General features: G+C 60.0%; 25 protein-coding genes and 1 pseudogene. 17 read left to right on the top strand and 9 right to left on the bottom strand.

Features of this window, described 5'->3' with window-relative positions; translation table 11 throughout:
• Window positions 1-20 precede the first annotated feature (20 nt).
• From AC07OJ_RS22520 to AC07OJ_RS22500, 5 genes are all read left to right on the top strand, one after another.
• Window positions 21-1574 carry a sugar ABC transporter ATP-binding protein gene (locus AC07OJ_RS22520; protein WP_065906305.1) on the top strand — a complete coding sequence of 518 codons (1554 nt, stop codon included), beginning with the start codon at window positions 21-23 and terminating at the stop codon, window positions 1572-1574.
• A gap of 59 nt (window positions 1575-1633) precedes the next feature.
• Complete coding sequence (locus AC07OJ_RS22515) at window positions 1634-2656, top strand: ABC transporter permease (protein WP_065906306.1); 1023 nt, start codon at window positions 1634-1636, stop codon at window positions 2654-2656.
• Between the two features lie 338 nt (window positions 2657-2994).
• The gene (locus tag AC07OJ_RS22510) at window positions 2995-3399 is read left to right on the top strand and encodes a TraR/DksA family transcriptional regulator (RefSeq protein ID WP_010564800.1); all 405 of its coding nucleotides are present in this window, start codon (window positions 2995-2997) and stop codon (window positions 3397-3399) included.
• Window positions 3400-3494: 95 nt separating this feature from the next.
• Entirely contained in the window at window positions 3495-5177 is a 1683-nt protein-coding gene (locus tag AC07OJ_RS22505) for a methyl-accepting chemotaxis protein (RefSeq protein WP_495095227.1), read from the top strand.
• Between the two features lie 115 nt (window positions 5178-5292).
• Window positions 5293-5496 carry a hypothetical protein gene (locus AC07OJ_RS22500; RefSeq protein WP_065906309.1) on the top strand — a complete coding sequence of 68 codons (204 nt, stop codon included), beginning with the start codon at window positions 5293-5295 and terminating at the stop codon, window positions 5494-5496.
• 7 nt (window positions 5497-5503) lie between these two features.
• Here AC07OJ_RS22500 and AC07OJ_RS22495 read toward each other — a convergent pair whose 3' ends face one another.
• From AC07OJ_RS22495 to AC07OJ_RS22485, 3 genes are all read right to left on the bottom strand, one after another.
• Window positions 5504-5740 carry a DUF2789 domain-containing protein gene (locus AC07OJ_RS22495; RefSeq protein WP_065906311.1) on the bottom strand — a complete coding sequence of 79 codons (237 nt, stop codon included), beginning with the start codon at window positions 5738-5740 and terminating at the stop codon, window positions 5504-5506.
• 69 nt (window positions 5741-5809) lie between these two features.
• Window positions 5810-6040 (bottom strand): hypothetical protein, encoded by a 231-nt coding sequence (locus tag AC07OJ_RS22490; RefSeq protein WP_034104424.1) that lies wholly within the window; start codon window positions 6038-6040, stop codon window positions 5810-5812.
• Between the two features lie 112 nt (window positions 6041-6152).
• Window positions 6153-6425: a hypothetical protein gene (locus AC07OJ_RS22485; protein ID WP_083221447.1), complete on the bottom strand. Its 273-nt coding sequence runs from the start codon at window positions 6423-6425 to the stop codon at window positions 6153-6155.
• 418 nt (window positions 6426-6843) lie between these two features.
• On the opposite strand from AC07OJ_RS22485, the gene AC07OJ_RS22480 reads away from it, so the two are divergent.
• Window positions 6844-7293, top strand: a complete 450-nt coding sequence (locus tag AC07OJ_RS22480) for a hypothetical protein (protein ID WP_065906313.1) — start codon at window positions 6844-6846, stop codon at window positions 7291-7293.
• Window positions 7294-7426: 133 nt separating this feature from the next.
• Window positions 7427-8443, top strand: a complete 1017-nt coding sequence (locus AC07OJ_RS22475) for an ABC transporter substrate-binding protein (protein ID WP_065906315.1) — start codon at window positions 7427-7429, stop codon at window positions 8441-8443.
• A gap of 512 nt (window positions 8444-8955) precedes the next feature.
• On the opposite strand, the gene AC07OJ_RS22470 is transcribed toward AC07OJ_RS22475, so the two are convergent.
• Both AC07OJ_RS22470 and AC07OJ_RS22465 read right to left on the bottom strand, forming a co-directional pair.
• Window positions 8956-11082, bottom strand: a complete 2127-nt coding sequence (locus AC07OJ_RS22470) for a TonB-dependent receptor (RefSeq protein ID WP_495095226.1) — start codon at window positions 11080-11082, stop codon at window positions 8956-8958.
• Between the two features lie 93 nt (window positions 11083-11175).
• The gene (locus AC07OJ_RS22465) at window positions 11176-11565 is read right to left on the bottom strand and encodes a DUF2946 domain-containing protein (RefSeq protein WP_065906318.1); all 390 of its coding nucleotides are present in this window, start codon (window positions 11563-11565) and stop codon (window positions 11176-11178) included.
• A 92-nt stretch (window positions 11566-11657) separates the two neighbouring features.
• Here AC07OJ_RS22465 and AC07OJ_RS22460 point away from each other — a divergent pair, with 92 nt between their 5' ends.
• Complete coding sequence (locus AC07OJ_RS22460; protein WP_065906320.1) at window positions 11658-12095, top strand: DUF3995 domain-containing protein; 438 nt, start codon at window positions 11658-11660, stop codon at window positions 12093-12095.
• A gap of 1167 nt (window positions 12096-13262) precedes the next feature.
• Window positions 13263-15761, top strand: coding sequence for a TonB-dependent siderophore receptor (locus tag AC07OJ_RS22455; RefSeq protein ID WP_495095225.1), 2499 nt, complete (start codon window positions 13263-13265; stop codon window positions 15759-15761).
• A gap of 70 nt (window positions 15762-15831) precedes the next feature.
• Here the strand turns inward: AC07OJ_RS22455 and pdxR are convergent, their stop codons facing one another.
• Window positions 15832-17217, bottom strand: a complete 1386-nt coding sequence (gene pdxR / locus AC07OJ_RS22450; RefSeq protein ID WP_495095224.1) for a MocR-like pyridoxine biosynthesis transcription factor PdxR — start codon at window positions 17215-17217, stop codon at window positions 15832-15834.
• Window positions 17218-17400: 183 nt separating this feature from the next.
• Between pdxR and AC07OJ_RS22445 the strand changes: the two genes are divergently transcribed.
• Together AC07OJ_RS22445 and AC07OJ_RS22440 are read left to right on the top strand one after the other, a co-directional pair.
• On the top strand, window positions 17401-17841 hold the full coding sequence (locus tag AC07OJ_RS22445; RefSeq protein ID WP_495095223.1) for a carboxymuconolactone decarboxylase family protein: 441 nt from the start codon (window positions 17401-17403) through the stop codon (window positions 17839-17841).
• Between the two features lie 92 nt (window positions 17842-17933).
• Window positions 17934-18263: a hypothetical protein gene (locus tag AC07OJ_RS22440; RefSeq protein ID WP_065906328.1), complete on the top strand. Its 330-nt coding sequence runs from the start codon at window positions 17934-17936 to the stop codon at window positions 18261-18263.
• 11 nt (window positions 18264-18274) lie between these two features.
• Here AC07OJ_RS22440 and AC07OJ_RS22435 read toward each other — a convergent pair.
• Window positions 18275-18412, bottom strand: a pseudogene (locus tag AC07OJ_RS22435) (LysR family transcriptional regulator); the annotation flags it as partial.
• Between the two features lie 119 nt (window positions 18413-18531).
• On the opposite strand from AC07OJ_RS22435, the gene AC07OJ_RS22430 reads away from it, so the two are divergent.
• The 4 genes from AC07OJ_RS22430 (at window position 18532) to AC07OJ_RS22415 (ending at window position 20973) form a co-directional block, all read left to right on the top strand.
• Window positions 18532-19227, top strand: a complete 696-nt coding sequence (locus AC07OJ_RS22430) for a fumarylacetoacetate hydrolase family protein (RefSeq protein WP_495095222.1) — start codon at window positions 18532-18534, stop codon at window positions 19225-19227.
• A 36-nt stretch (window positions 19228-19263) separates the two neighbouring features.
• Window positions 19264-20163 carry a helix-turn-helix transcriptional regulator gene (locus AC07OJ_RS22425; protein ID WP_120448342.1) on the top strand — a complete coding sequence of 300 codons (900 nt, stop codon included), beginning with the start codon at window positions 19264-19266 and terminating at the stop codon, window positions 20161-20163.
• 99 nt (window positions 20164-20262) lie between these two features.
• Window positions 20263-20709: a GNAT family N-acetyltransferase gene (locus tag AC07OJ_RS22420; protein ID WP_213550737.1), complete on the top strand. Its 447-nt coding sequence runs from the start codon at window positions 20263-20265 to the stop codon at window positions 20707-20709.
• A gap of 3 nt (window positions 20710-20712) precedes the next feature.
• Window positions 20713-20973 (top strand): hypothetical protein, encoded by a 261-nt coding sequence (locus AC07OJ_RS22415; RefSeq protein ID WP_065906336.1) that lies wholly within the window; start codon window positions 20713-20715, stop codon window positions 20971-20973.
• A gap of 264 nt (window positions 20974-21237) precedes the next feature.
• Here AC07OJ_RS22415 and AC07OJ_RS22410 read toward each other — a convergent pair whose 3' ends face one another.
• A complete protein-coding gene (locus tag AC07OJ_RS22410) occupies window positions 21238-22182 on the bottom strand; it encodes a GGDEF domain-containing protein (RefSeq protein ID WP_495095221.1) in 945 nt (314 codons plus the stop codon).
• Window positions 22183-22430: 248 nt separating this feature from the next.
• Here AC07OJ_RS22410 and AC07OJ_RS22405 point away from each other — a divergent pair, with 248 nt between their 5' ends.
• A complete protein-coding gene (locus tag AC07OJ_RS22405; RefSeq protein WP_065906338.1) occupies window positions 22431-22679 on the top strand; it encodes a DUF1652 domain-containing protein in 249 nt (82 codons plus the stop codon).
• On the opposite strand, the gene AC07OJ_RS22400 is transcribed toward AC07OJ_RS22405, so the two are convergent.
• On the bottom strand, window positions 22676-22816 hold the full coding sequence (locus AC07OJ_RS22400; RefSeq protein WP_162946075.1) for a hypothetical protein: 141 nt from the start codon (window positions 22814-22816) through the stop codon (window positions 22676-22678). The two genes, AC07OJ_RS22405 and AC07OJ_RS22400, sit on opposite strands and share 4 nt — an antisense overlap.
• Before the next feature lie 226 nt (window positions 22817-23042).
• On the opposite strand from AC07OJ_RS22400, the gene AC07OJ_RS22395 reads away from it, so the two are divergent.
• A complete protein-coding gene (locus AC07OJ_RS22395; RefSeq protein WP_106804209.1) occupies window positions 23043-23354 on the top strand; it encodes a YXWGXW repeat-containing protein in 312 nt (103 codons plus the stop codon).
• The last annotated feature ends 29 nt before the right edge of the window (window positions 23355-23383 follow it).

Below are 23383 nucleotides of genomic sequence, written 5' to 3'. Positions count from 1 at the left end.
TGCAGATGGAGTACCTCCCTATGCTTGCTCAAGCCACTGTCGTGCAGCCGCCCGGTCTCCAGCCCCTGCTGCCGGAAGAACCCTACCTGCTGGAAATCCTCAATATCAGCAAAGGCTTTCCCGGCGTCGTGGCCCTGGCCGATGTGCAATTGCGCGTCCGCCCAGGTTCGGTGCTGGCGCTGATGGGCGAGAACGGTGCGGGCAAGTCGACGTTGATGAAGATCATCGCCGGCATCTACCAGCCCGACGCCGGGGAAATCCGCCTGCGTGGCAAGCCGATCGTGTTTGAAACACCGCTGGCGGCGCAGAAGGCGGGGATCGCGATGATCCACCAGGAACTCAACCTGATGCCGCACATGAGCATCGCCGAAAATATCTGGATCGGCCGCGAGCAGCTCAACAGCCTGCACATGGTCAACCACCGCGAAATGCACCGCTGCACCGCCGAGTTGCTGGCGCGTCTGCGCATCAACCTGGACCCTGAGGAACAGGTGGGCAACCTGAGCATCGCCGAACGGCAGATGGTCGAGATTGCCAAGGCCGTGTCCTATGACTCCGACATCCTGATCATGGATGAACCGACTTCAGCCATTACCGAAAAGGAAGTGGCCCACCTGTTTTCGATCATTGCCGACCTCAAGTCGCAGGGCAAAGGCATCGTCTACATCACGCATAAAATGAATGAAGTGTTCGCCATCGCCGATGAAGTCGCGGTGTTCCGCGACGGCCAGTACATCGGCCTGCAACGCGCCGATAGCATGAACAGCGACAGCCTGATCTCGATGATGGTGGGGCGCGAGCTGAGCCAGCTGTTCCCGGTGCGCGAGACGCCCATCGGCGAGCTGCTGCTGTCGGTGCGCGACCTGCGCCTGGATGGCGTGTTCAAGGACGTGTCCTTCGACTTGCATGCCGGCGAGATTCTCGGCATCGCCGGGCTGATGGGCTCGGGCCGCACGAACGTGGCGGAAACCATTTTCGGCATCACCCCAAGCGACGGCGGGCAGATTGAACTCGACGGCAAGCCGGTGCGCATCAGCGACCCGCACATGGCCATCGAAAAAGGCTTCGCGCTGCTGACCGAGGACCGCAAGCTCAGTGGCCTGTTCCCGTGCCTGTCGGTGCTGGAAAACATGGAAATGGCCGTGCTGCCACATTATTCGGGCAACGGTTTTATCCAGCAGAAAGCCCTGCGTGCACTGTGCGAAGACATGTGCAAGAAGCTGCGGGTGAAGACGCCGTCCCTGGAGCAGTGCATCGACACGCTGTCGGGCGGCAACCAGCAGAAAGCCTTGCTGGCGCGCTGGCTGATGACCAACCCACGGCTGTTGATCCTCGACGAGCCGACCCGCGGCATCGACGTCGGTGCCAAGGCCGAGATTTATCGCTTGATCTCTTTCCTCGCCAGCGAAGGCATGGCGGTGATCATGATTTCCTCCGAGCTGCCTGAAGTGCTGGGCATGAGCGACCGGGTGATGGTGATGCACGAAGGTGAACTGATGGGCACCCTGGACCGCGCCGAGGCGACCCAGGAAAAAGTCATGCAGCTGGCCTCCGGTATGACGGCGGTCCACTGAAGCATAGCCAGCGCGGGCCTGCGGTTGGCCCGTGCCACAGAATAAGAAGGTGATGGGTGATGAACGCGATAACAGATAACAAGCCTGCGACGGTCCCGACCAAGCATCGTCGGCGGCTGCCGACCGAACTGAGCATCTTCCTGGTGCTGATTGGTATCGGCCTGGTGTTTGAACTGTTCGGCTGGATCGTGCGTGACCAAAGCTTCCTGATGAACTCCCAGCGCCTGGTGCTGATGATCCTGCAGGTATCGATCATCGGTCTGCTCGCGATTGGCGTGACCCAGGTGATCATCACCACGGGGATCGACTTGTCCTCGGGCTCGGTGTTGGCGCTGTCGGCGATGATTGCCGCCAGTTTGGCGCAGACTTCCGACTTTTCCCGCGCGGTGTTCCCTTCGCTGACCGATTTGCCGGTGTGGATTCCGGTGGCAATGGGCCTGGGCGTGGGGCTGCTGGCGGGTGCGATCAACGGCAGCATCATTGCCGTCACCGGTATCCCGCCCTTTATTGCCACCCTCGGCATGATGGTCTCGGCCCGTGGCCTGGCGCGTTACTACACCGAAGGCCAGCCGGTGAGCATGCTCTCGGATTCGTACACGGCCATTGGTCACGGGGCGATGCCGGTGATTATTTTCCTGGTGGTGGCAGTGATTTTCCATATCGCCCTGCGCTACACCAAGTACGGCAAGTACACCTACGCCATCGGCGGCAACATGCAGGCGGCGCGCACCTCGGGGATCAACGTCAAGCGCCACCTGATCATCGTCTACAGCATTGCCGGGTTGCTCGCAGGCCTGGCTGGCGTGGTCGCCTCGGCGCGCGCCGCCACCGGCCAGGCCGGCATGGGCATGTCCTATGAGCTGGATGCGATCGCCGCAGCGGTGATCGGCGGCACCAGCCTGGCGGGCGGGGTAGGGCGCATCACCGGCACCGTGATCGGCGCGCTGATCCTCGGGGTGATGGCCAGCGGGTTTACCTTTGTCGGGGTGGACGCGTACATCCAGGACATCATCAAGGGCCTGATCATCGTGGTCGCGGTGGTGATCGACCAATACCGCAACAAGCGCAAACTCAAACGCTGAACGGCGCTTACCAGCGATAAGTCGCACGCTGCCAGTTGAATGAGCCTTACAGCTTGTCGCTTGCAGCTTGCGGCTTATAGCTGCTTTATGAAATTTCCTGCTATAAACGCACTCCGATAACCATTCGCCAAGCCCGTCCTGGTGCCTTTTGGGGTTATATCGGAAAAAATGCCTGTCATTTCAGTTGCTGAGCCCTCAAGTCGGCCTTAGACTGCCGCCCCTCGTAAATTGAGTGCCGGGTGGCGCTTGAAATGGACGGCGCCTTTCCGAGACCTGCACAGGCCTTCCGGAACGCTCCCTTATTCGCCTTAATGCACGTATTTTTTATAGAGAAATCAATGACAAAGGAAAAGTTGCTGGCCATGCCGGCGGATGACTACATGAATGCCGAACAGCACGCTTTTTTCGAGCAGCTGCTGCAAGACATGAAAGTGGAACACCACGAGCGCATTGAACAGAACCGTATCGCCATTGAAAGCCTGGACACCCCGGCCGACCCGGCTGACGCCGCTTCTGTAGAAGAAGAGCGTACCTGGCTGGTAAACGCCATTGACCGCGACCAGCGCATGCTGCCGCAGCTTGAGCGTGCCCTGGAACGCATCAAGGAAGATTCCTTCGGCTGGTGTGATGACAGCGGCGAGCCTATCGGCCTCAAGCGCCTGCTGATCAGCCCGACCACCAAGTACTGCATCGAAGCGCAAGAGCGCCACGAGCAGATCGACAAGCACCAGCGCCAAGCCTGATGCGTTGAAGCGGGGGATCGCCTGCGCGGTTCCCCGGAGAAAGACCCGTTACGCCCCGTCTATTGATCTGCTGCAAGCCACCCCACTAAAGGCCCATGGATAATGGCCCGATAGTGGCGTTTAATGCAGCGACAATAACGACAAGCAGTGGGGTAACGAAGATGGCTGGAGACGGATCTCTGATGGGCGCAGCAGTGCCACCCCACACGGTGGTGCGCGGGTTGCCCGGCTGGCTGACGCCACTTTTGCAGAGCGCCGCCCTGGTGCTGGCACTGCTGGGCCTGACGTTCGCCAGCCTGCCGATCTACCTCTGCCTGGCATTGGCGCTGCTGGTGATCTGGCTGCCGAGCCTGAAAAAACGTACACCCCAGGTGGCAACGGCCGACGCCATCGATGCAATGGGCGAGCTGACGCGCGACCTCTCCTACACCACCAGCCATAACGCACTCTCCGCAGCCGGCGTGGCCTATTCGGTCAAGCAACTGGCGGCGCGCCTGCAGTCGCAACTGGGCGCGGCCAAGCAGATTGTCAGCAGTGCCGAAGTGATGATCGGCACCGAAAAGCTCACTTCGCAACTCAGCCGCGAAGCCCTCGGGGCGGCCAGCCAGGCCCATCAACGCAGCACTGAAGGCCGGGAAGTATTGGCCGAGTCGATCACCCGCATGCACCAGCTCAGCCAGCGCGCGAATGCCAGCCGCGAGCTGATCGAAGCCTTGAGCCAGCGCAGCGAGGAAATCCAGCGGGTGACCCTGGTGATTCAGTCCATCGCCAGCCAGACCAACCTGCTGGCGCTCAACGCGGCCATCGAAGCCGCGCGGGCCGGTGAACACGGGCGCGGGTTCGCGGTGGTGGCCGATGAAGTGCGCGGGCTCGCCGGTCGCACGGCGACGGCCACTGATGAGGTCGGGGTGATGGTGGCCGATATCCAGCAACGCACGGCCCAGGTGGTAGAACAGATTCGCCAGCTGTCGGCGGATTTGCACACCGGCGTCGAGCAGGTGGAACATGCTGGCGAGCACTTGCACACCATTGCCAGCCTGGCCGCCAGTGTCGAAGGCCAGGTCAATGAAATCGCCCAGGGCACTGACACCAACCGCACCCAGCTCGACAGCCTGTTCCATGCCGTGGAGCAGATGCGCAGCGACCTGGCCGTGAGCGACCAGCAAACCCGTCAACTGGCCGAGGCCGCCGTGCAGATGGAAGGCCAGGCCGAAACCATCAGCGAACGGTTGGCGGAAGTCGGGCTGGATGACTATCACCAGCGCATCTACGACCTGGCGCGCGAAGGCGCCAGCCGGATTGCCGCGCAATTCGAGGCTGATGTGCAGCAGAACCGTGTCAGCCTGGATGACCTGTTCGACCGCAGCTACACGCTGATTCCCAACACCCAGCCAAGCAAGTACCACAGCCGTTTCGATGGCTACACCGACCAAGTGTTGCCGGCAATCCAGGAGGCGTTGCTGCCACGTCATGAAGGCCTGGTATTCGCCATTGCGTGTACGCCGCAAGGCTATGTGCCGACGCACAACAAGGCGTTTTCCCAGGCGCTGACCGGCGATGTCCAAGTGGATGCGGTGCAGAATCGCACCAAGCGGAAATTCGAGGACCGCACCGGGATTCGCTGCGGCAGCCATCAGCAGGCGGTCTTGCTGCAGACTTACACCCGCGATACCGGTGAGCTGATGCATGACCTGTCGGTGCCGATCATGGTCAAGGGCCGGCATTGGGGCGGCTTGCGCCTGGGTTATAAACCCGAGGGCGTGAAGGGCGGGCGTTGAGGATTATTGCGGTTTATGCAAGGGAGCTATTCCGGGGATAGCTTTTTCCTACTGGAAGAAAACCGTAGCATGGCCAACATTGTTAGCCAGCTAACTAATGTTGCGGAGAAACTCCATGCAAACCAAAGTCGATGTCGCCGTGATGATTGGTAGTGGCGTACCGCCGACCCTGCGGGCACTGGGTCAGAAAGCCTGCTGGGTCGTATTGCTCAACGGTGAGCAGCGCGGCACGGCGTTCGCCAGCCGTGATGAAGCCGAGGAATGCAGGGCGGCCTGGCAGGCGCTGTTGCGCCTGGAGCAGTCCGACAGCCTGCATTGATCTGCGCTTAGTGAGGTTGATGCAGGCGTTGATTCAGCTCATCCACCGCGATCGCCCATTCGGCATCATCGCGCAGCTCTTCCTTGAGGAATGCCGCTTGCTGGGGCGTCCAGAAGGGAGCATCGATCAGTTTCACGTCCTCGGGCAACGGGTTGCTGGCAATGAACGTATCGATGGCTTCTGGGGATGAGTCCAGGCCCAGTTGATCAAACAGGGTTTCAAGTGTTGGGATTGGCGCGTCCATTTCGTTCTCCATGCAGGGTGGTCGTTATGCATGGGAGGTTCGTGGCGCGGCGGAGTTCGAATTTGTTGCTCAAGAGTTGAGCGCACCGGCATCGACTGCGCTCTTGAGCGCCTTGGCGGCGTCCTTGGCAGCAATGGCGGCGGCGTCCACGGTTTTGAACCAGCGGTCTTTTTCCACCTGGTGGGTGGTGACAGTGGTCAGCGGTGGCTTGGCCCGCATCACGATCACCGCTTGAAACTCACCGTCTACCTCTCGTGCATCGCCATGGATGAAAAATTCGCCGATATCAAATTCCGTCACGTATAGCCTTCCCTTGGAGATAACTGCACTGGTGAAACCTGGCCCGGAGGGACAAAGTTCAGTGGACGGGCCAGTATGGCAGTTGTTGCGGGTCGGCGGCGCAGTAAAGTCATCAAGGTGACGAAACGATGCCTCCATGCGGCTGATGCAGGACGGCCTCGAGCTCTTTGGCCAGTTCGCACGCCTTGATATGGTTACTGCGAAAGCCTCGGATTCGACCGCTGAGCACTTCTCGGATATGAAAGAAGTTGCGGCCGGCCGGTACCACTTGGTAAAGAACTGAATCCGAGTACCCGTCGTAGCCGCGCAAGCGGTAGTATTGCGCCTCGTCCTGGCATGATGAACGAGTGTTCGAGGACAGAGTGTCGTAGGTTGGTCGTTGCATGGACTGTTCCTTTCGATCAATTCGGTTGACCCATCTGCAGCGTTTTGAGTAGTTTTGATCGGTGCAGCTGTTTTAGTATTGTCGTCGGCAGCTGGCGCGCGGTTCCATGCCAGGTATGTATTTTTGTGTTGGGTGTCGGAAAACTGCATTTTTAACTGGGTTATCTTCTGAAGTTGGTCGGTCCGTATTCTCGGACCGTGGAACCTGTGATCTCCTGTGGTGCCTGATGACCTTGCACAAGGTCCATCGCGTACGTCTGTACTAGTCTTATGGCGCGACAGCGGGATCTTCTTCAGTTTTTTCAATGTGAATGTGTTGTGTGCACGCGCCGTGATGGCCGTTTTTTTGTGCTGCCCGCTCTGGCGGACAGCGCTCTTTTCGATGTGGGGGCGTTTCCTTGGCAGTCAGTAATCTGGATATGCACGCGTTATTTGTGCTGGGTGATTTGCGCGCAAAGTTGGTCAAGCAGTTTCAATCCCGTTTTGTCTACATCACTGAACAGACGCCGGAAGGCATCTACATCGCCGAAATCGATACCGAAGCGGCGATGGTGGTGGATGACAAACCCCGCCTGGAACTCAAAGTGGGTGATCATTTCCGCGCAGCGGTATTGCCCAGTCGTGAAGGCGGCAAGTTTGAGTTGAAGTTTCGCGACATCAAGTTGACGGTGTACGGCCTGGGCGACTATGCCTTTGTTTCTTCGGCCGACGGCCAGGGCATCGTCTTCAAGGAAGGCCACAGCGTGATGCTGGTGTTTGCCGCGAATGAGCAACTGCAGGAAGGCTTGACCAAAACCCTGAAGGCCGTGACCGGCAAGGCCGCCAAGTGGCGCAAGGGTGAACTGGTGACCTTCAAGGCCAGCGAGTAATCCGCCTATACCACGAACATCCGATGTCTCCCGGAACCTCTACTACAGTTGAGTTGACTTAACTATTCAGAGGCTTCGCGCATAGTCAGCAAAGCCGCCCGCTGGTTGCTGCATTATCGCGAGGTGCGAAGGCATGAAAGGATTGAAAACGTTGTTGGCTGCATCCCTGACGACCCTCGGCCTGTCCGTGGCGGCGTTGCCGGTATCCGCAGCCGAGGCGCCGATACATTTCGCCGACCTGAACTGGGAAAGCGGCAGCCTGATTACCGAAGTACTGCGGGTAATTGTCGAAAAGGGCTACGACTTGCCTACTGACACCTTGCCTGGCACGACCATCACCCTGGAAACCGCGCTGGCCAAGAATGATATCCAGGTCATCGGCGAAGAGTGGGCCGGCCGCAGCCCGGTGTGGGTCAAGGCCGAGGCCGAAGGTAAAGTGGTGGGCCTGGGAGATACGGTCAAAGGAGCCACCGAAGGCTGGTGGGTGCCGGAATACGTGGTCAAGGGCGACCCGGCCAAGGGCATCAAGCCGCTGGCGCCGGGCCTCAAGAGCGTGAAGGACCTGGCGCAATACAAGGACGTGTTCAAGGACCCGGAATCCCCGGGCAAGGGACGCTTTCTCAACAGCCCCATCGGCTGGACCTCCGAAGTGGTCAACAAGCAGAAACTCAAGGCCTACGGCCTGGATGACAGCTACGTGAACTTCCGCAGCGGCTCCGGCGCAGCGCTGGATGCCGAGATTGCCTCGTCTATTCGGCGTGGCAAACCGGTGCTGTTCTACTATTGGTCACCGACGCCGTTGATGGGGCGCTACAAGCTGATCCAGTTGGAAGAGCCACCGTTTGACGCCGAGGCGTGGAAGACGCTGACGGATGCGGACAACCCTGATCCCAAACCGACTCGCTCGCTGGCTTCCAAATTGAGTATCGGCGTGTCCACGCCATTCCAGAAGGAACATCCGCAGATTGCCAGCTTTTTCGAGAAGGTCGAATTCCCGATTGACCCGCTGAACAAAGCCCTGGCAACCATGAGCGAAAATCACACCGCGCCTCGAGAAGTTGCGCAGGTGTTCCTCAAGGAACATCCGGAAGTGTGGAAGGCATGGCTGCCCGAGGATGTGGCACAGAAGGTCGAGGCTAGTCTCAAGTAGACCTTGGGCATCAAGTCCGGAGAATGATCAAAGCTGTGGGAGCGGGGTTGCTTGCGAAGGGGGCGTGTCAGGCGCTGAAGGTAGTGGCTGACCCACCGCTTTCGCAGGCAAGCCAGCTCCCACATTTTGCAATGTATTTCAAGGTTGGAACCGGGTTGTACCTGCAACTCAAATGCCAGTGCAGCACCGCGACTCCCAAGCCCGAACAACAATCAAAACTGTGGGAGCGGGCTTGCTCGCGAAAGCGGTGTGTCAGTTGATGAATATGCTAACTGGTCCACCGCATTCGCGAGCAAGCCCGCTCCCACTTTTGGGATGTATTCCAAGGTTGGAACCGGCTTGTGCCGACCGCTCAAATGCCAGTGCAGCACCGCGACTCCCAAGCCCGAACAACAATTAAAACTGTGGGAGCGGGCTTGCCCGCGAAGGCGGTGTGTCAGTCGCTGGAGAGGCTGACTGATCCACCGTCTTCGCGAGCAAGCCCGCTCCCACATCTGGGGTGTATTCCAAGGCTAGAACTTGGTCTGTACCGCCAGCTCAAACGTGCGCGGCGCGCCCAGGTAGTACGCCGGGGAGACATGGGCAAACTCGGCATAGACTTCATTCGTCAGGTTACGCACGCGACCGGTGATCGAGGTGTGTGCGTCGACCTTGTAGCGCAGGAACGTCCCGAACAGCGTGTAAGCCGGCACTGTCTGGGTATTGGCGTTATCCGCGTACACCTGCGCCACGTACCGCGCATCCACGCCGCCTTGCCAATCCTCGGCAAAATCATACGTCAGCCACACATTACCCACGCGCTTGGGCACGTTGGTGGGCGTATTGCCCTTGCGCGAGACCACCGCGCCGCTGGCGATTTTCTCGTTGAACTCGTCGTACTCGGCATCTACCCAGGCGAAGTTGCCTTCTGCCAGCAGCCTTGGCGTGATGCGCAAGGAGCTGGCCAGTTCGATGCCTCTGGACGACTGCGCGCCGACCGGAATGCTGCTGGTGGGGTCTTGCGGATCGGTAACCGCAAAGTCCTTACGCTCGATTTTGTAGGCCGCCACGGTGGCCGAGCCCCGGCCGTCCAGATAATCGAACTTGCTGCCCACTTCCCACTGCTTGCCCGTCGATACATCGAACACTTGCGTGGTGGTACTCGGTTGCTCGGCAGCGGTGCTGTATTGCACATAGACATTGGCCGAGGGGATGAACTGGTACGTCAAGCCCACACGGCCGGTCACCGGCTCCCAGCTGCGGGTGAAATGCCTTGGGTTGCTGGCGGTCACCGCGCGGTGGTTGGTGACATCCAGGTCGATGGCGTCATAACGCAGACCGGTCAGCAGCGACAATTTGTCAGTCAAACCCAGGCGATTCTCCACGAACAGCGCCTTGGTGGTGACTTCGCTGGTCTTGTCCTTGCCGAAGCTTTCCCGGGTGCGCGGGATGTCGTAGAAGTGCCCTGGATCGAAGTTGTTCGGATCCACTGTGCTGTTGCCCGACACATTGAGCGGGGTGTTGGTGGTGCTGTTGACCTTGTACTCAAAGCCGCCGGACCAGGTGGTCGACAAGCCGAAGAGGCTGTCTTCGTGGCGCAGTTCGAACTGGTTGCCGTGCTGTTCACCCTGATGACGCACCTGATAGGCAGTAGAGCGGTTCACCGCGCTGTTGTCGGCGTTGTACTGGTAGGTTTCCAGATTGCGGTAATCGCGCTGACTGTCCAGGTGGTAGAGCGTGTTCTTCAGCGTGGTGCTGTCGTTGATACGGTAGTCGATGATCGAGCGCGCCCAGATCGTGCGTTGCTCGTAACGGCCGTCGGCGACGTTGTAGTTGTTGAAACGGTTGTGCTTGTCGATCTTCAGCTCGCCGGCCTTGGGGTTGAGCACCGGGGTGCCCCAATAGGGGCTGTCCTCGTGTTCATCCTGATATTCCAGGGCCAGCGTATGCGAAAGATTGGGGGTGAGATCACTGAGCAGGGAAAACGCCAGGCTCCAGGCGTCGCGCTGGTCGCGATCGATGTAGCTGTGGTTGGTATTGCGGCTCACATCCAGGCGCGCGTAGTGCTGGACGTCGGCGCCAGGGTCGGTGAGCGCGTGGTTGACCCCCAAGGCCATGCCGACGGTGTCGTAGCTGCCGTAGGTCAGTTGGCCCTCGGCGGCCTGTTCCTCACGGGTGGCCAACTTGGTCACGTAGTTGAGCGAACCCCCCACGGAGCCGGCGCCGTTGATCAGGGAGGAGGGGCCGCCGACTAATTCCACCCGGTCATAAATCCAGGCATCCACCGGTCGGGCCAGGCCCGTCGCGACGTTGATGCCATTGAACATCTGGGTGATCTGGTTGCCGGTGAAGCCACGATACGACACAAACCCGCCAAACCCCGGCGGCGCGCTGGCGTTGACGCCGGGCAGGGTGTTGGCCGCATCGCGGAAGGTCTTCGCCCCATGGCGCTCGATATCGTTGCGATTGGCAATCGCCACCGACGCCGGGGTTTCCCGCACGCTCAAGCCCAGCCGCGAAGCGACGCCGCTGGATTGGTCCAGGGCCAGGCCGGGCTCGGCGGTTTGCTCGCCATCAACGGTGGTAGGCGCCAGTTCAATGGCCCAGGTGCAGACAGGCAGGCAGCCGAAAAGGCCCGCCAACAGAGGTAAATGTTTCATGTTCAATCCTGAAAAACTTGGCTCGAAAACAACGCACGGCCGCCCGTCTTTCCTTGCGGAAACGGTGGTCAGTGCAGATCGGAACGCGAAGGATCAGGCGAGGGCGGGTGGCGCACGCGGGTGGGCCGTGGGCCAGGTGAAACGGGCAGGGATGTCAGCGGCAGCAACGATCGCCGGCGGTGGCGCATGGGGTTGCGGCAATACCGCCACATTCAGGCTGGAATTGAGCGCCGGGCCCATGCCGCCGGTCGAGCACAACGGGCAACCAAACGCCTTGGACAGCGTCGGCAGTTGCTCATCGGCGGAGTTGGACGGCTTGGGTGCCTGGGTACGCGGGTCGACGGTACAGAACTGCCCGCCGATGCCGTTGAGTTGCATCCCGACCATCTGCCCATGACCAATACTGCAGGCGAACACATTGAACAGGACGCAGCAATACAGCATCCAGGCAATGAGCGAGCGGTCGGCACGGGCGATTTTCATGGGGCGGCACTTTACCATCAGCCGCCGACGAAATGCCTGCAAAAAATCTCAGGGCGACTATCCTGTCTCGCATCTTTTCAGGGAGAACCGTCATGAGCTTTGTCATCGCACGATGGATCGTCGGCGTATTCACCTGTATCAGCATGGTGCACCTGTACTGGGCCGCCGGCGGCAAACTCGGCAGTCTCGCCGCCATCCCCCAACTACCCGGTGAATTCGCCAGCGGCCCACGCCCGGCGTTCAAACCCTCGGCGCTGGGGACCTTTCTGGTAGCGATGGGGCTGGTGGCGATCGCGCTGTTGGTGTGCCTGCGAGCGGGCTTGTACTTCTCGGCGGTGTCCCATGGGGCGTTGCAATGGGGAATCAGCGCGATTGCCGTGGTGATGTTTGCCAGGGCGATTGGGGATTCGGAGTTGGTGGGGTTCTTCAAGAAAGTCGGCGGGTCGAGGTTTGCGCGACTGGATACGTATTTTTATTCGCCGTTGTGTCTGGTGTTGGGGGTAGGGTTGTTGGTGGTGGCGTGGGGGTGAACTTGGCTTCGTTAGCTTAAGCCCAACTGACGCAGTCATGGCCGTCCATGTAAATCAAGAACGACAAGCTTATGTCCGTCATCCTAAATGGATATCTCGTCGTTTCAGATAAAATACGTTCAAGTTGTCGGGAGTTTTCAATCGGTCGGGAGAATCGCACCCAGCGGCGTAAAAAAGTTCGCAAAGAGATATTATTAATACCTTCAACTCATCGGTAGTAAGTTTTCTGTTTTTGATCCATGGCTTCTCTAAAGCTTCATCAATCTCTGTTTCTAAGTAATTCATTGAGTAACACCAATGCTAGAGCGGCTTACGTGGAGTGGTTTAATCAAAAATGGCATTGGGTGAGGGGGCGAATGGAGGCTGGCTACGGGGCATAGGAAACCCATCATGTATTTATGAACTCAAAAAAATAATCATCAGCTCCGTTTATATAAATAGTTGGATAGCAAAGTGAATGTATTTGGCCTTGAATTCAATTGATGCGTTTTTGTTGATTGCTTGAAAGTAAAACTGATCCTCATTGCGTGTGATGTTCAAGAAAAACACTTCTCGAATGGCTAGGTTTTGTATTTTCAAGTTGCGAATGCCATGGCAATCAATCCCCATTCTGCAAGTGTTATAGCCTTTGCCCTCCTATTTAGTCGGTAATGTGTCTGGGAAGTCGGGGATAGCGAATCCTAATGACGGTCTATCATTGTCTATCTGCAAAGAAAATAATGCGATTTTTCCAATCTTTACAGGTTTGATGAATAACTTCTCGAAGACTATATTTCTCTCTAGTTCATTCCAGTATTTCATTCTTATCCTGAAATCGTAATGTTCCTTGGCTCTGCGTAGGGCGCGAAAACAAAGCGTCCAGCTGTTGCGCAGAACCATCGCCCTGCACCCGTACTTGATAGCGTCCGTGACGTCTCGGCAAAGGGCAAGGCGTCGGATTCTGCGCAGGAAAAACCGCTGGATGAGCGGTTCAAAAAATCAGAAAAGGCCCACCCATCGAGGGAAAAAGCCTCAGAAAAACACCCCCCGAAGCCACACAAAAAAGCGCCGCAGCTGATTGCAGTTGCGCTGGCAGAATGAATCTCAAATAAAAACTTCTCTCATTACTACCCGATTTTCGGACATGGCCGTCATGGTTTATAGAACCTCTCCTACACAGGATTTCCCATGTCGCGCCTCGCTCGTCCTTTGCATCCACTGGCCCTTTCAGTGGCGATAGCCTTTGCCGCCGTGCCGTTGCTGACCGTCCAGACCTCCTTCGCCGAAGAAAGCCGCGCGGTGCGTGGTTTCCAGATTCCGGCTGGCGACTTGAGCCAGGCTCTCAACAGCCTGGCCGAGCAGGCGGGTCTGGTGCTGGCTTTCGACGCAAGCCTGACGCGGGGTAAGCACAGCAACGGCCTGAGCGGGCAATACGATATCGACGTGGCGCTGACCCAGTTGCTCGCCGGCAGCGGCCTGCAGGCCCTGAAGCTCTCAGCCGATCGCTACCGCCTGGAGGCCATCCCGCAGAGCGGCGGCGCCATGGAGTTGCAGGCCACCACCATCAGCGGCGCGTACCAGAGCGAAAGCCCCACCGGGCCGGTCTCCGGTTATGTCGCGACGCGCAGTTTTTCGGGGACCAAGACCGATACCGCGGTGATTGAAACCCCACAGTCGATCTCGATTGTCACCAAAGACCAGATGCGCGCGCAAAATGCCGAGAGCCTCAACCAGATCCTGCGCTACAGCGCCGCCGTGATCCCGGAAACCCGTGGCGCCACCGCGTCGCGCCTGGACCAACTGACCATTCGCGGCTTTGCCCCGGCCACCTACCTGGACGGCTTGCGGATGCCATCGAGCCGTGACGCCTTGCCACAAAAAGATGCGTTCGACCTGGAGCGCGTCGAAGTGCTGCGTGGCCCGGCCTCGGTGCTGTACGGGCAGGGCACGCCGAGCGGGGTGGTCAACATGGTCAGCAAGCGCCCGCTGGATACGCCGTTCCACGAAGTGGGCGTTGAATACGGCACGTTCAACAAGAAACGCACCACCTTCGACCTGAGCGGCCCTATCGATGATCAAGGCGTGTATTCCTACCGCGTCGCCGGCCTTTTCGATGATGCGGACGGCCAGGTCGAACACACCGAGACTCGCCGCCAGTCGCTGTCCAGCGCATTCACCTGGCGCCCGGATGAGGACACTTCGCTGACCTTGCTCGGGCATTTCCAGAAGGATCCCAAGGGCGCGTCCTACGGTTCGGTCCCGGCGTGGGGCTCGGTGCTGCATAGCCCCACCGGGCGCAAGATCGATGTGGATTTCTACGACGGCGAGAAGAATTTCGAAAAAAGCGACCGCGAGTACTACTCCCTCGGTTATGCGTTCGAACATCACTTCAACGATGTGTGGACGGTGCGCCAGAACGCGCGTTACCTGCGCACCGAGGGCCAATACCGCAGCCTTTACAGCAACTACCTGTTGACGGACTACCGCACCATCCGACGCTCGACCATCGCCAGTGACGTCGACATGGATGCCTACACCCTCGACAACCAGCTGCAGGCCAAGTTTGACACCGGGCCGTTGCAGCACACGCTGTTGATGGGCCTCGATTACCAGAACACCAGCACCGACACCAAGTCCGGTTCGGGCGTTTACACCGCCGGGCCGACCCTCGACATTTTCGATCCGGTCTACGGCGCGGCCGTCCCGGTACCGGCGTACACCACGGATGGCACCTCGCGCAGTGAACAGACTGGCGTGTATCTGCAAGAGCAGATGAAGTGGGACAAGTGGGTGCTGCTGCTGGGTGGTCGCTATGACTGGGCAAGCACCGACAACAGCACGCAGACCCTGAGTACCGGTGCCAAGACCAAGTCTTCCCTGGACAGCAAGGCGTTTACCGGCCGGGTCGGCCTGGTCTACCTGTTCGACAATGGCCTGGCGCCGTATGCCAGCTATGCGGAGTCATTCAACCCGCAGTCGGGCACCGGGTATGGCGGTTCGGTGTTCAAGCCGACGGAAGGCAAGCAATACGAAATCGGCATCAAGTACCAGCCGCCGGGCAGCAACAGCTTTATCACCGCGGCGATTTTCGACCTGCGCCAGACCAATGTACTCACGACCGACCCGGATCCGACCCACCTGTGCGGTTCCGGTCGCTGCCAGAGCCAGGACGGCGAAGTGCAGTCGCGAGGCTTTGAACTCGAAGGCAAGGCCAGCCTCAACGACAACCTGGATATCACCGCGGCCTATGCCTACCTGGATAACCGCATCAGCAAGTCCAACAGCACCGTGCGCTATGCACCAATCAGCGACATCGGCGTAGGCCCTGCCATCGACGCCGAAGGCACCACCACCTACGCGGTACCGCGCCACACCGCTTCGGCGTGGGCCGACTACACCTTCCACGACGGCCACCTCAAGGGCTTCGGCGTCGGCGCCGGCGCGCGCTATGTCGGTTCTTCCTGGGGCGATACGGCCAACACCCTGAAGGTGCCGGGCTACACGCTGTTCGACGCGGCGGTGCACTACGACATCCCGAACATCGCCAACCTCAAGGACAACCTGCGCCTGGCGCTCAACGCCACTAACCTGGCGGACAAAGAGTACGTCGCCTCCTGCTACTCGTACTCGTGGTGCTGGTATGGCTCGCAGCGCACGGTGCAGGCGAGCGCGACCTACCAGTGGTGATCTGAACAAAGGCCTTGGCGAACACGTACGCGAGCAGCATCGCCAAGGCTTGTCAGGGCGCGTGTGAACGCTAACCCGTAAGACATTCGAGGAGACGTCGACCCAAGGCCTCGGCGCTGGCCTGGGAGTCGATATTGGCAAAGCCCAGCAGCAGGCCGGGGCCGGTTTGCTGCACCATGCTCCATTCGCTCAAGGCCTCGGCAAAAATGCCGGCGTCGGCCAGCTTCTTCACCAGCAAACGGTCCGATAGTGGAGCCTTGAGCCGCAGGACCAGGTGCATCCCGCCAGGCTGCGCATCGATGCCAATACGCTCGCCCAACACCTTGCGCAAGCCGTTGGCGGTGGCGTCGCGGCGTTCGCCATAGAGCTTGCGCATGCGCTGGATATGGCGGGCGAAATGCCCCTCGGCGATAAAGCTGGCGACGATCGCCTGGGTCAGTTCCGGGCAATGGCCGAGAAAGCTCTGGCTCACCTGCGCAAAGTGCGCAACCTGGAAGGAGGGCACCACCAGGTAGGCCAGGCGAATGCCGGGGAACAGCACTTTGCTGAACGTGCCGGCGTACAGCACGCGACCCTCGCGGTCCAGGCTCTTGAGGGCAGGCAGCGGGCGGCTGACATAACGGTATTCGCCGTCATAATCGTCTTCGATGATCCACGCCTGCTGGCGCGTGGCCCATTCCAGCAACTCCAGGCGACGCGGCAGCGACAGCGACACGCACAGCGGGCTCTGGTGGGCGGGGGTGACGATCACCGCACGGGCGTCGCCGGCCTGGCGCACGCACAGGCCATCGGCGTCTACCGGGAGCGGCACGGTGTTGATGTGCAGGTACTCGAGAAGGGAGCGTGTCGGCGGGTAGCCCGGGTCTTCCACCAGCACCCGGTCACCGGGCTTGAGCAATGCGTGGGTGATCAGGCTCAAGGTGTTGCGATAGCCCGCGGTGACAAACACCTGCTCCGGCGTGCAGTAGATACCCCGGGCCACCTGCAAATAGCTGGCGATGGCGGTCCGCAGCGCGGGCAGGCCCTGGACCGGCGGGTTGGCCATGTCGGCCAGTTGCGTGGCGCGCACGCAGCGGGCGGCGATTTTCGACCAGATCTTGCGCGGGAAGGCATCCAGCGCGGGCAGGCCCATCTGGAAGGGCAGCACCGGCTGCTGACGGCGCACCGCGTGGTAGGGCGTGGCCGCCACGCGCGTGGGCAGGGCGGCCTCGATACCCTGGGCCACCACCGTTCCGGCCTGGCCGCGCGACTCCAGGTAGCCCTCGGCGGTGAGCAATGAGTAGGTGCTGTCGATGGTGCCGCGCGCCAGCCCCAGCTCCTTGGCCAGGGCCCGCGCCGCCGGTACGCGCTCGCCCGGCTTGAGCAGCCCTTCGGCAATGGCACTGCGAAAGCGCCAGTAGAGCTGGCGGTAGATCGGTTCGGCGTCGGTGAGATCCAGCGGGGGCAGGGTGTACATGGGGCCTGGCTCCAGGTCGTGGCTGATCTCACTCTACCGGGGCCATGACCCATTCCCAAGTGCCATAACTGCTATTAATGACCAGGCCATCATGGTCTATGCATCAGCGCCATTCTTGGCTCTTCAGAGGTGAGCCATGGCGCCGCAAGATGGCCCCTTCACTCAACCGCAACAGGATTTACCATGACCACTCGCCTCGATTACACCCAAGCATCCCCGGAAGGTTACAAGGCTTTCGGCGGCGTCTACGTCTACCTGCAGAACAGCGGCCTGTCCAAGGCGCTGATCGACCTGGTGTACCTGCGCGTTTCGCAGATCAACGGCTGCGCGTTCTGCATCGACATGCACTCGCGGGACCTGCTCAAGCAAGGCCTGGCCGTGGATAAACTGGTACTGGTGCCGGTGTGGCACGATGCCCACGACGTGTTTACCGCGCGGGAACGCATCGCCCTGGCCTTCGCTGAAGCCGTTACCCGCAGTGATGTGTCGGACGCGGACTACGCCGCCGCAGCAGCCGAATTCAACGCCAAGGAACTGGCTGACCTGACTTACGGCATCGCCCTGATGAACGCCTTTAACCGCCTTGGCGTCACCTTTCGCACCACGCCGGCAGCGGCGGCCTGAAACATTGCGCAAGAAGGCAATTTAATGGCCCCCCTGTAGGCAAATCCTCGCCAAAATCACTTTTATTTTCAGGTGGTTAGGTGAGGAAGCAAATGCGCACTGTTGGAATCATGCTGATCGCCTGCTCATTGGCCGGCGGCGCGGCTGCCGTGCAGGCACGGGAGCTGCGCGAGGGTGACAAGTACATGTGCAGTTGGGGCGCCGGCACCGCCGCCAGGGCCCAGGAACTGAAGCTGTCGGGCGTGTCGCTGTATGCCGCGCGGCAGAAGATCCAGACCATCAAGTTCAGCAAATCGTGGATGCGCATGATGGCCATGGGCATCACCGAACAGACCTATGACAGCCGTTCACGGCTCAAGCCCGAGGCGATTCGCCAGAGTTTCTACCAGGATTGCCTGCGCTATAAAGTGGCGCGCAAATAACCTCCGGCGGTTTAAAACGACGGCGGTGAGCAGGCATCTTCCTGGAAAAATACTTTCGCCGTGGCGATAAACCATCGGTTCGCCTGGGACAGGTATTCAGCGGCGCGCCAGCACAGGTTGAAGTGCATGAACTGCGCAGGCTCGACTGATGCCGGGCAGTGCGCCGCAGGAGCAAACACCGCCCAGTGCAAAATCTGCGTAAGCCTGTCCAACTTCGTCGCGGGCACCCTCGCCATACTGGTGCCAGGCAAACCAAGAGGCACAGACCATGACCGAGTATGTCTTCACCCCCGCGCAAACCCCCACGTTGGCAGTCAAGGGCAGCGACGCGCGCTTCCCCTTGCGCCGGGTCTTTTGCGTCGGCCGCAACTACAGCGAACACGCCCGCGAAATGGGGCACGATCCGGACCGCGAACCGCCTTTTTTCTTCATGAAACCCGCAGACGCAGTGGTGCCGGCCGAGGGCGTGATCGCCTATCCGCCGCTGACCGCCGACCTGCATCACGAAGTCGAACTGGTGGTGGCGATCGGCAAGGGTGGGGTGGACATCAATCCTGAAGATGCCTTGTCCCACGTCTGGGGGTATGGCGTCGGCATCGACCTGACGCGCCGCGACCTGCAGGCCGAGGCGAAAAAGCTCTCGCGCCCGTGGGAATGGGCCAAGGCTTTTGACGAATCCGCACCGACCACCGCGTTGCAACCGGTGAGCGCCGTGGGGCATCCGTCCAGCGGCAAAATCTGGCTCAAGGTCAATGGTCAGCTCCGTCAGGTCGGCGACTTGGCGGACTTGATCTGGAACGTCAGCGAAGTGATCAGCCACGCCTCCAAATCCGCAGCCCTCAAGCCCGGCGACCTGATCTTCACCGGCACGCCCGCCGGTGTCGGCGCGGTGCAGCGCGGTGATGTGCTCAGCGCCGGCATCGACGGCCTTGGCGAGTTGCGTTTCACCCTCGGCCAGGGTTGAGGCTACAGTGGTGCCCAGGCCATCCGAGAGACCGTTATGCCAGGCACCCGCGTCACCACTTACGGCATGGAGCAGCGCAGCGACCGCCCCGACTTCTACATCCGCGACAAACGCGGCAGGGCGGCGCTGACCAGTCCTCATCGCCATGAGTATTTCCAGATCCAGATCAACCTTGGCGGCGACACCGTGCAGCATATCGGCGGCGCGGTGCGGCCGTTCCCGCGTAACGCCCTGGCATTCATCCTGCCGCATCGGCTGCATGTGATCCCGCATCCCGAGGATGGCGAGTTCTTGTTGATCAACTTCAGCCAGGCGTTTTTCCTGCCGCAGTTGACGTGCGATCCCCTGGACCTGGAAGACATCCCCATCGGCCAGGCGCCGGAACTGTCGCCGTTTCGCTTCCAGGAACAGCTGGACTTCATCCTCGACGATGCCACGTTCGAGCAGGTCAAAACCTGGCTGGCGCATATGCGCGACCTGGATGCCCATCGCACTTTCGGCGCGCGCGAGCGCCTCAAGGGCTATCTGTTCCAGCTGATCGGCCTGGTCTGCGAGCAATACGCCGAGCCGTTACAGGCGTTCGCTGCCAACAACGCCACCCGACGCGGGCGCAAGGATGCCCTGGCGCGGGTACAGGCGCATATCCGCGAGCACCTGCATGAACCGACACTCAACCTGACCGATACGGCCGCCGCGGCCTTTTTGTCGCCGAACTACCTGACCCACCTGCTGCGCAAGGAAACCGGCAAGCCTTTCTCGCAACTGGTGCTCGACCGCCGCATGCAATTGGCGCGCACGCTGTTGCTCAACGGCACGCAGATGATTGGCGTGATTGCACATCGCTGTGGGTTTACCGATGAGGCGTACTTTTCCCGCTGTTTCCGCAAGGCTCACGGCATGGCGCCGGGGCAATTCAGGCGTCAATCCAGTGCATAGCGGCCGGCCTGCCGCTGCCTGTTAAGGCGTTTTACAAATCCACGACAATCGGTGTGTTTCTATTTGCATACAATTGCGCACTTCATCAGGGAGGCCAGTATGCAAACACGTATCCGCGTGGCGACGACGGATGACATCGACACGCTTTTTGCCATCCGCACCTCGGTGGTGCAGAACCACTTGAGCCGCGAGCAGATGGCCGAACTGGGCATCACGCCGCAGGTGCTGGCCGACACTATCCAGGCAGCGCCCTGTGCCTGGATTGCCGAGGTGGAGGGCCAGCCGGTGGCGTTTGCCATGGTCGACCTGGCGCAGGGAGAGGTGTTTGCAATGTTCGTCTTGCCGTCCCATGAGCGCCTTGGCCTCGGACGCCAGTTGATGGCCGTGGCCGAGGCGGCGCTGTTCAAGCATCACCAGCGACTGTTCCTGATCACCGATGGTGGTGCCGACATTCGCGCCAACGGTTTCTACCAACGCCTGGGCTGGTCGGTAGTGGGCCGGGTCGAGGGTGACGACGTGCGTTATGAAAAGAGCAGGGTGGACTAAACCATGAGGCCCCTTGAGCCGCAGCCGTCCAACAGCCTGCGCTACTATGCGGTCGGGGTGCTGTGCGTGGCGGTGCTGCTCGGGGGGTATTTCATGCAGCTCAACGCCAAGGCGGATCGCCAGCGCGAGGAGGCCGCCGAGCGCCTGGCACTGTGTCGGCAAGTTGAGCGGGTTGCCAGTGTGGCAGTGTCCGGCAGCCTTGAACTTCGCGACAGCTGCAAACAGTTGAGCGAACAGTCGATCAGCAGAGGCGCACCGAATTAATCAATAACCCTTTCTTATACGTGGATATATAGCGGAAGTTGCACCAAAAAGTGGCATTGATACCGCTGACTCCCTTTAAAAAAGTGTGGTTATTGAATGACTTACAACACTTTTAATCCGACGAAAGGATTAAAATAATCTTGTTACGGCTTTTTACAATCGGTAATATTGCCGGGCGTTCACCTCCCACGGTTTATGCATTTTTAAATCCCAAGTTTCCATCAGCTACTTGGGATTTTTTTTGCCTGTGATTTGACCTCGGCGTCAAACTTCATCCTCGGCAAACTCTGCGCGCATGCGTCCATTACGTTTGGCCTGGTACAGCAACTTGTCGACGTCTTCGACAAAACCCAGCATCGCACTCTCGTGTGTGACGATCCGCGTACCGACACCCAGGCTCAAGGTCAGTTGGTTGGCGACGGGCGAAAAGCCGTGTTCGATCTGCTGCTGGCGGATCAGATGCAGGCAACGTTGTGCCACTTGCCGGGCCGACGCCGCGTCGGTTTCCGGCAGCAGCCACACGAACTCTTCACCGCCGATACGCGCAATGAAATCCCGTGGGCGATTGGCCGCCTGCGACAGTGTGCGTGCCACCTGGCGCAGGCATTCGTCACCCTTGATATGCCCGTAGTGGTCGTTGTACTGCTTGAAAAAATCGATATCCAGGATGATCAACGACAGCGGCAACTGGCTGCGCTGGGCGCTGGCCCATTCGCGCTCCAGCACAGTGTCGAACATGCGCCGGTTGGCGATGCCGGTGAGGCCGTCCTGATAGGAATATTCCTCGAGTTGTTTCTGCAGGCGCACCAGGTGTTCTTCGGTCTTCTTGCGCTCGCTGATATCGAACATGAAGCCAATCAGTGCCTCGACTTCGCCCTCTTTGCGCACCACATGCACCACGTCGCGAATCCACACGTAGTCGCCATTCGCCGTCAGCGCGCGGTAATCAGCCTCGTGGTCGACGCCGGCGCGCGATTGCGACACGCAGAAATTCACCACGTATTCGCGGTCATCCGGGTGCATGCGTTCGACCCAGTCATCGACGCTGACCCAGCTTTGCGGGGTCCAGCCGAGCAATGCCTCGATCTGCGGGCCGATATAGCTGAAGGTCATGGTCTGCCAATCGATGCGCCAGGGGATGGCCTTGGTCGACTCCAATAGCGTCTTGTACACGTCACTGTCGGGCTGGCTCGGAGGGGCGATGCGCATGCTGGAATGCTCGAGATGATGGCCAAAAGCCAAGAGCGTCTTTTGATCCACGCCTGGAGTCAAGTCCAGGCTTTGGCAGTAGACGAGAGGTCTGGTTGACCGCTTTTCTGACGCCAGCGAACCGGCGGTTTCGGGGCAAAATGAGTCAGGGTTGGCACTTTTGCGTGAACAGCCCCACCCCCTGCAAAACCTCATCTACTCTGTCTGCATCACAACTACCGGGTGAGGCCCAGGGAAGGGGACTTATCATGATTTCCATCGTCGAATTCAACCGCATCATGGCCTCCGGCTTCCTGCCGCTTGCGTGCGATTGCACGGTGAACAGCGACGGTTCGCTGCGCATCAGCGTGTTCGAGCCAGTGTCTGGACGCGTCGACCTGCTGCTGACGCGCGTGTCCCCCGAGGGTCTGGACAGCATCCGTTCCATCGCAAACCTGATCGGCGAACTGCGCACCGAGCTCAAGGCCGGCCGCCGTGGCTTTGCGGCGGTCAGTTAGCTGTCGACGGTGTGGCTGGGCGTGTCGAGCGCGCCGTAGTAGCGCCAGCAGCAATGGCGGTGCTCCGGCAGGATCACGCAACCGCTGAGGCTGACGATCAGCAGGGCGGCAACCAGCATGGTAAGGCGACGGTACATGGTGTTTCCTCTTGGTTTTACCTGCGTTAATCCTTCAACGCGGCCACCCGCGTAAATCCGTCGCGAAGCTTTCAGATATTTCATCAAGCCCTCTCATTCCCTGCGCAATACTGCTGGCGAGCACTGCCCGAAAATAAATCCGCGCGGCCCGCGACGGATTTTTTGCGCACCCGCCGTTCAACCCATCAGCAACCCGCACTTTCGCCGGTTGCTTGAAGGAGTTGCCATGAGACCCCTGGCCAAATTGCGTTTTGCCTTGCTTGCTCCGCTGGCGCTCGCCGCGTTTGTGAGCACCCCGACCTTTGCCCAGACCGAAATCATCATCCAGCAGGCACCGCCGCCGCAGCGTGTGGAAGTGATTCCCGCCCAGCGCCCCGGCTACGCCTGGGACCGAGGCCACTGGCGCTGGGAAGGGCGCGGCTACGGTTGGGTGCCGGGTCACTGGCAGCCGGTGATGCGCAATGCGCGTTGGGAACCCGGCCACTGGGAAGCCCATGGTCCGAACTGGTACTGGCGCGAAGGGCATTGGATCCGCTGAAACTTGACCCTTGGCCCCGAGAACTACCC

The organism is Pseudomonas sp. GW821-FHT09C08, from assembly GCF_059418125.1.
Note: the sequence above shows the minus strand (reverse complement) of the source record. Positions and strands in the feature narration are given on the sequence as shown.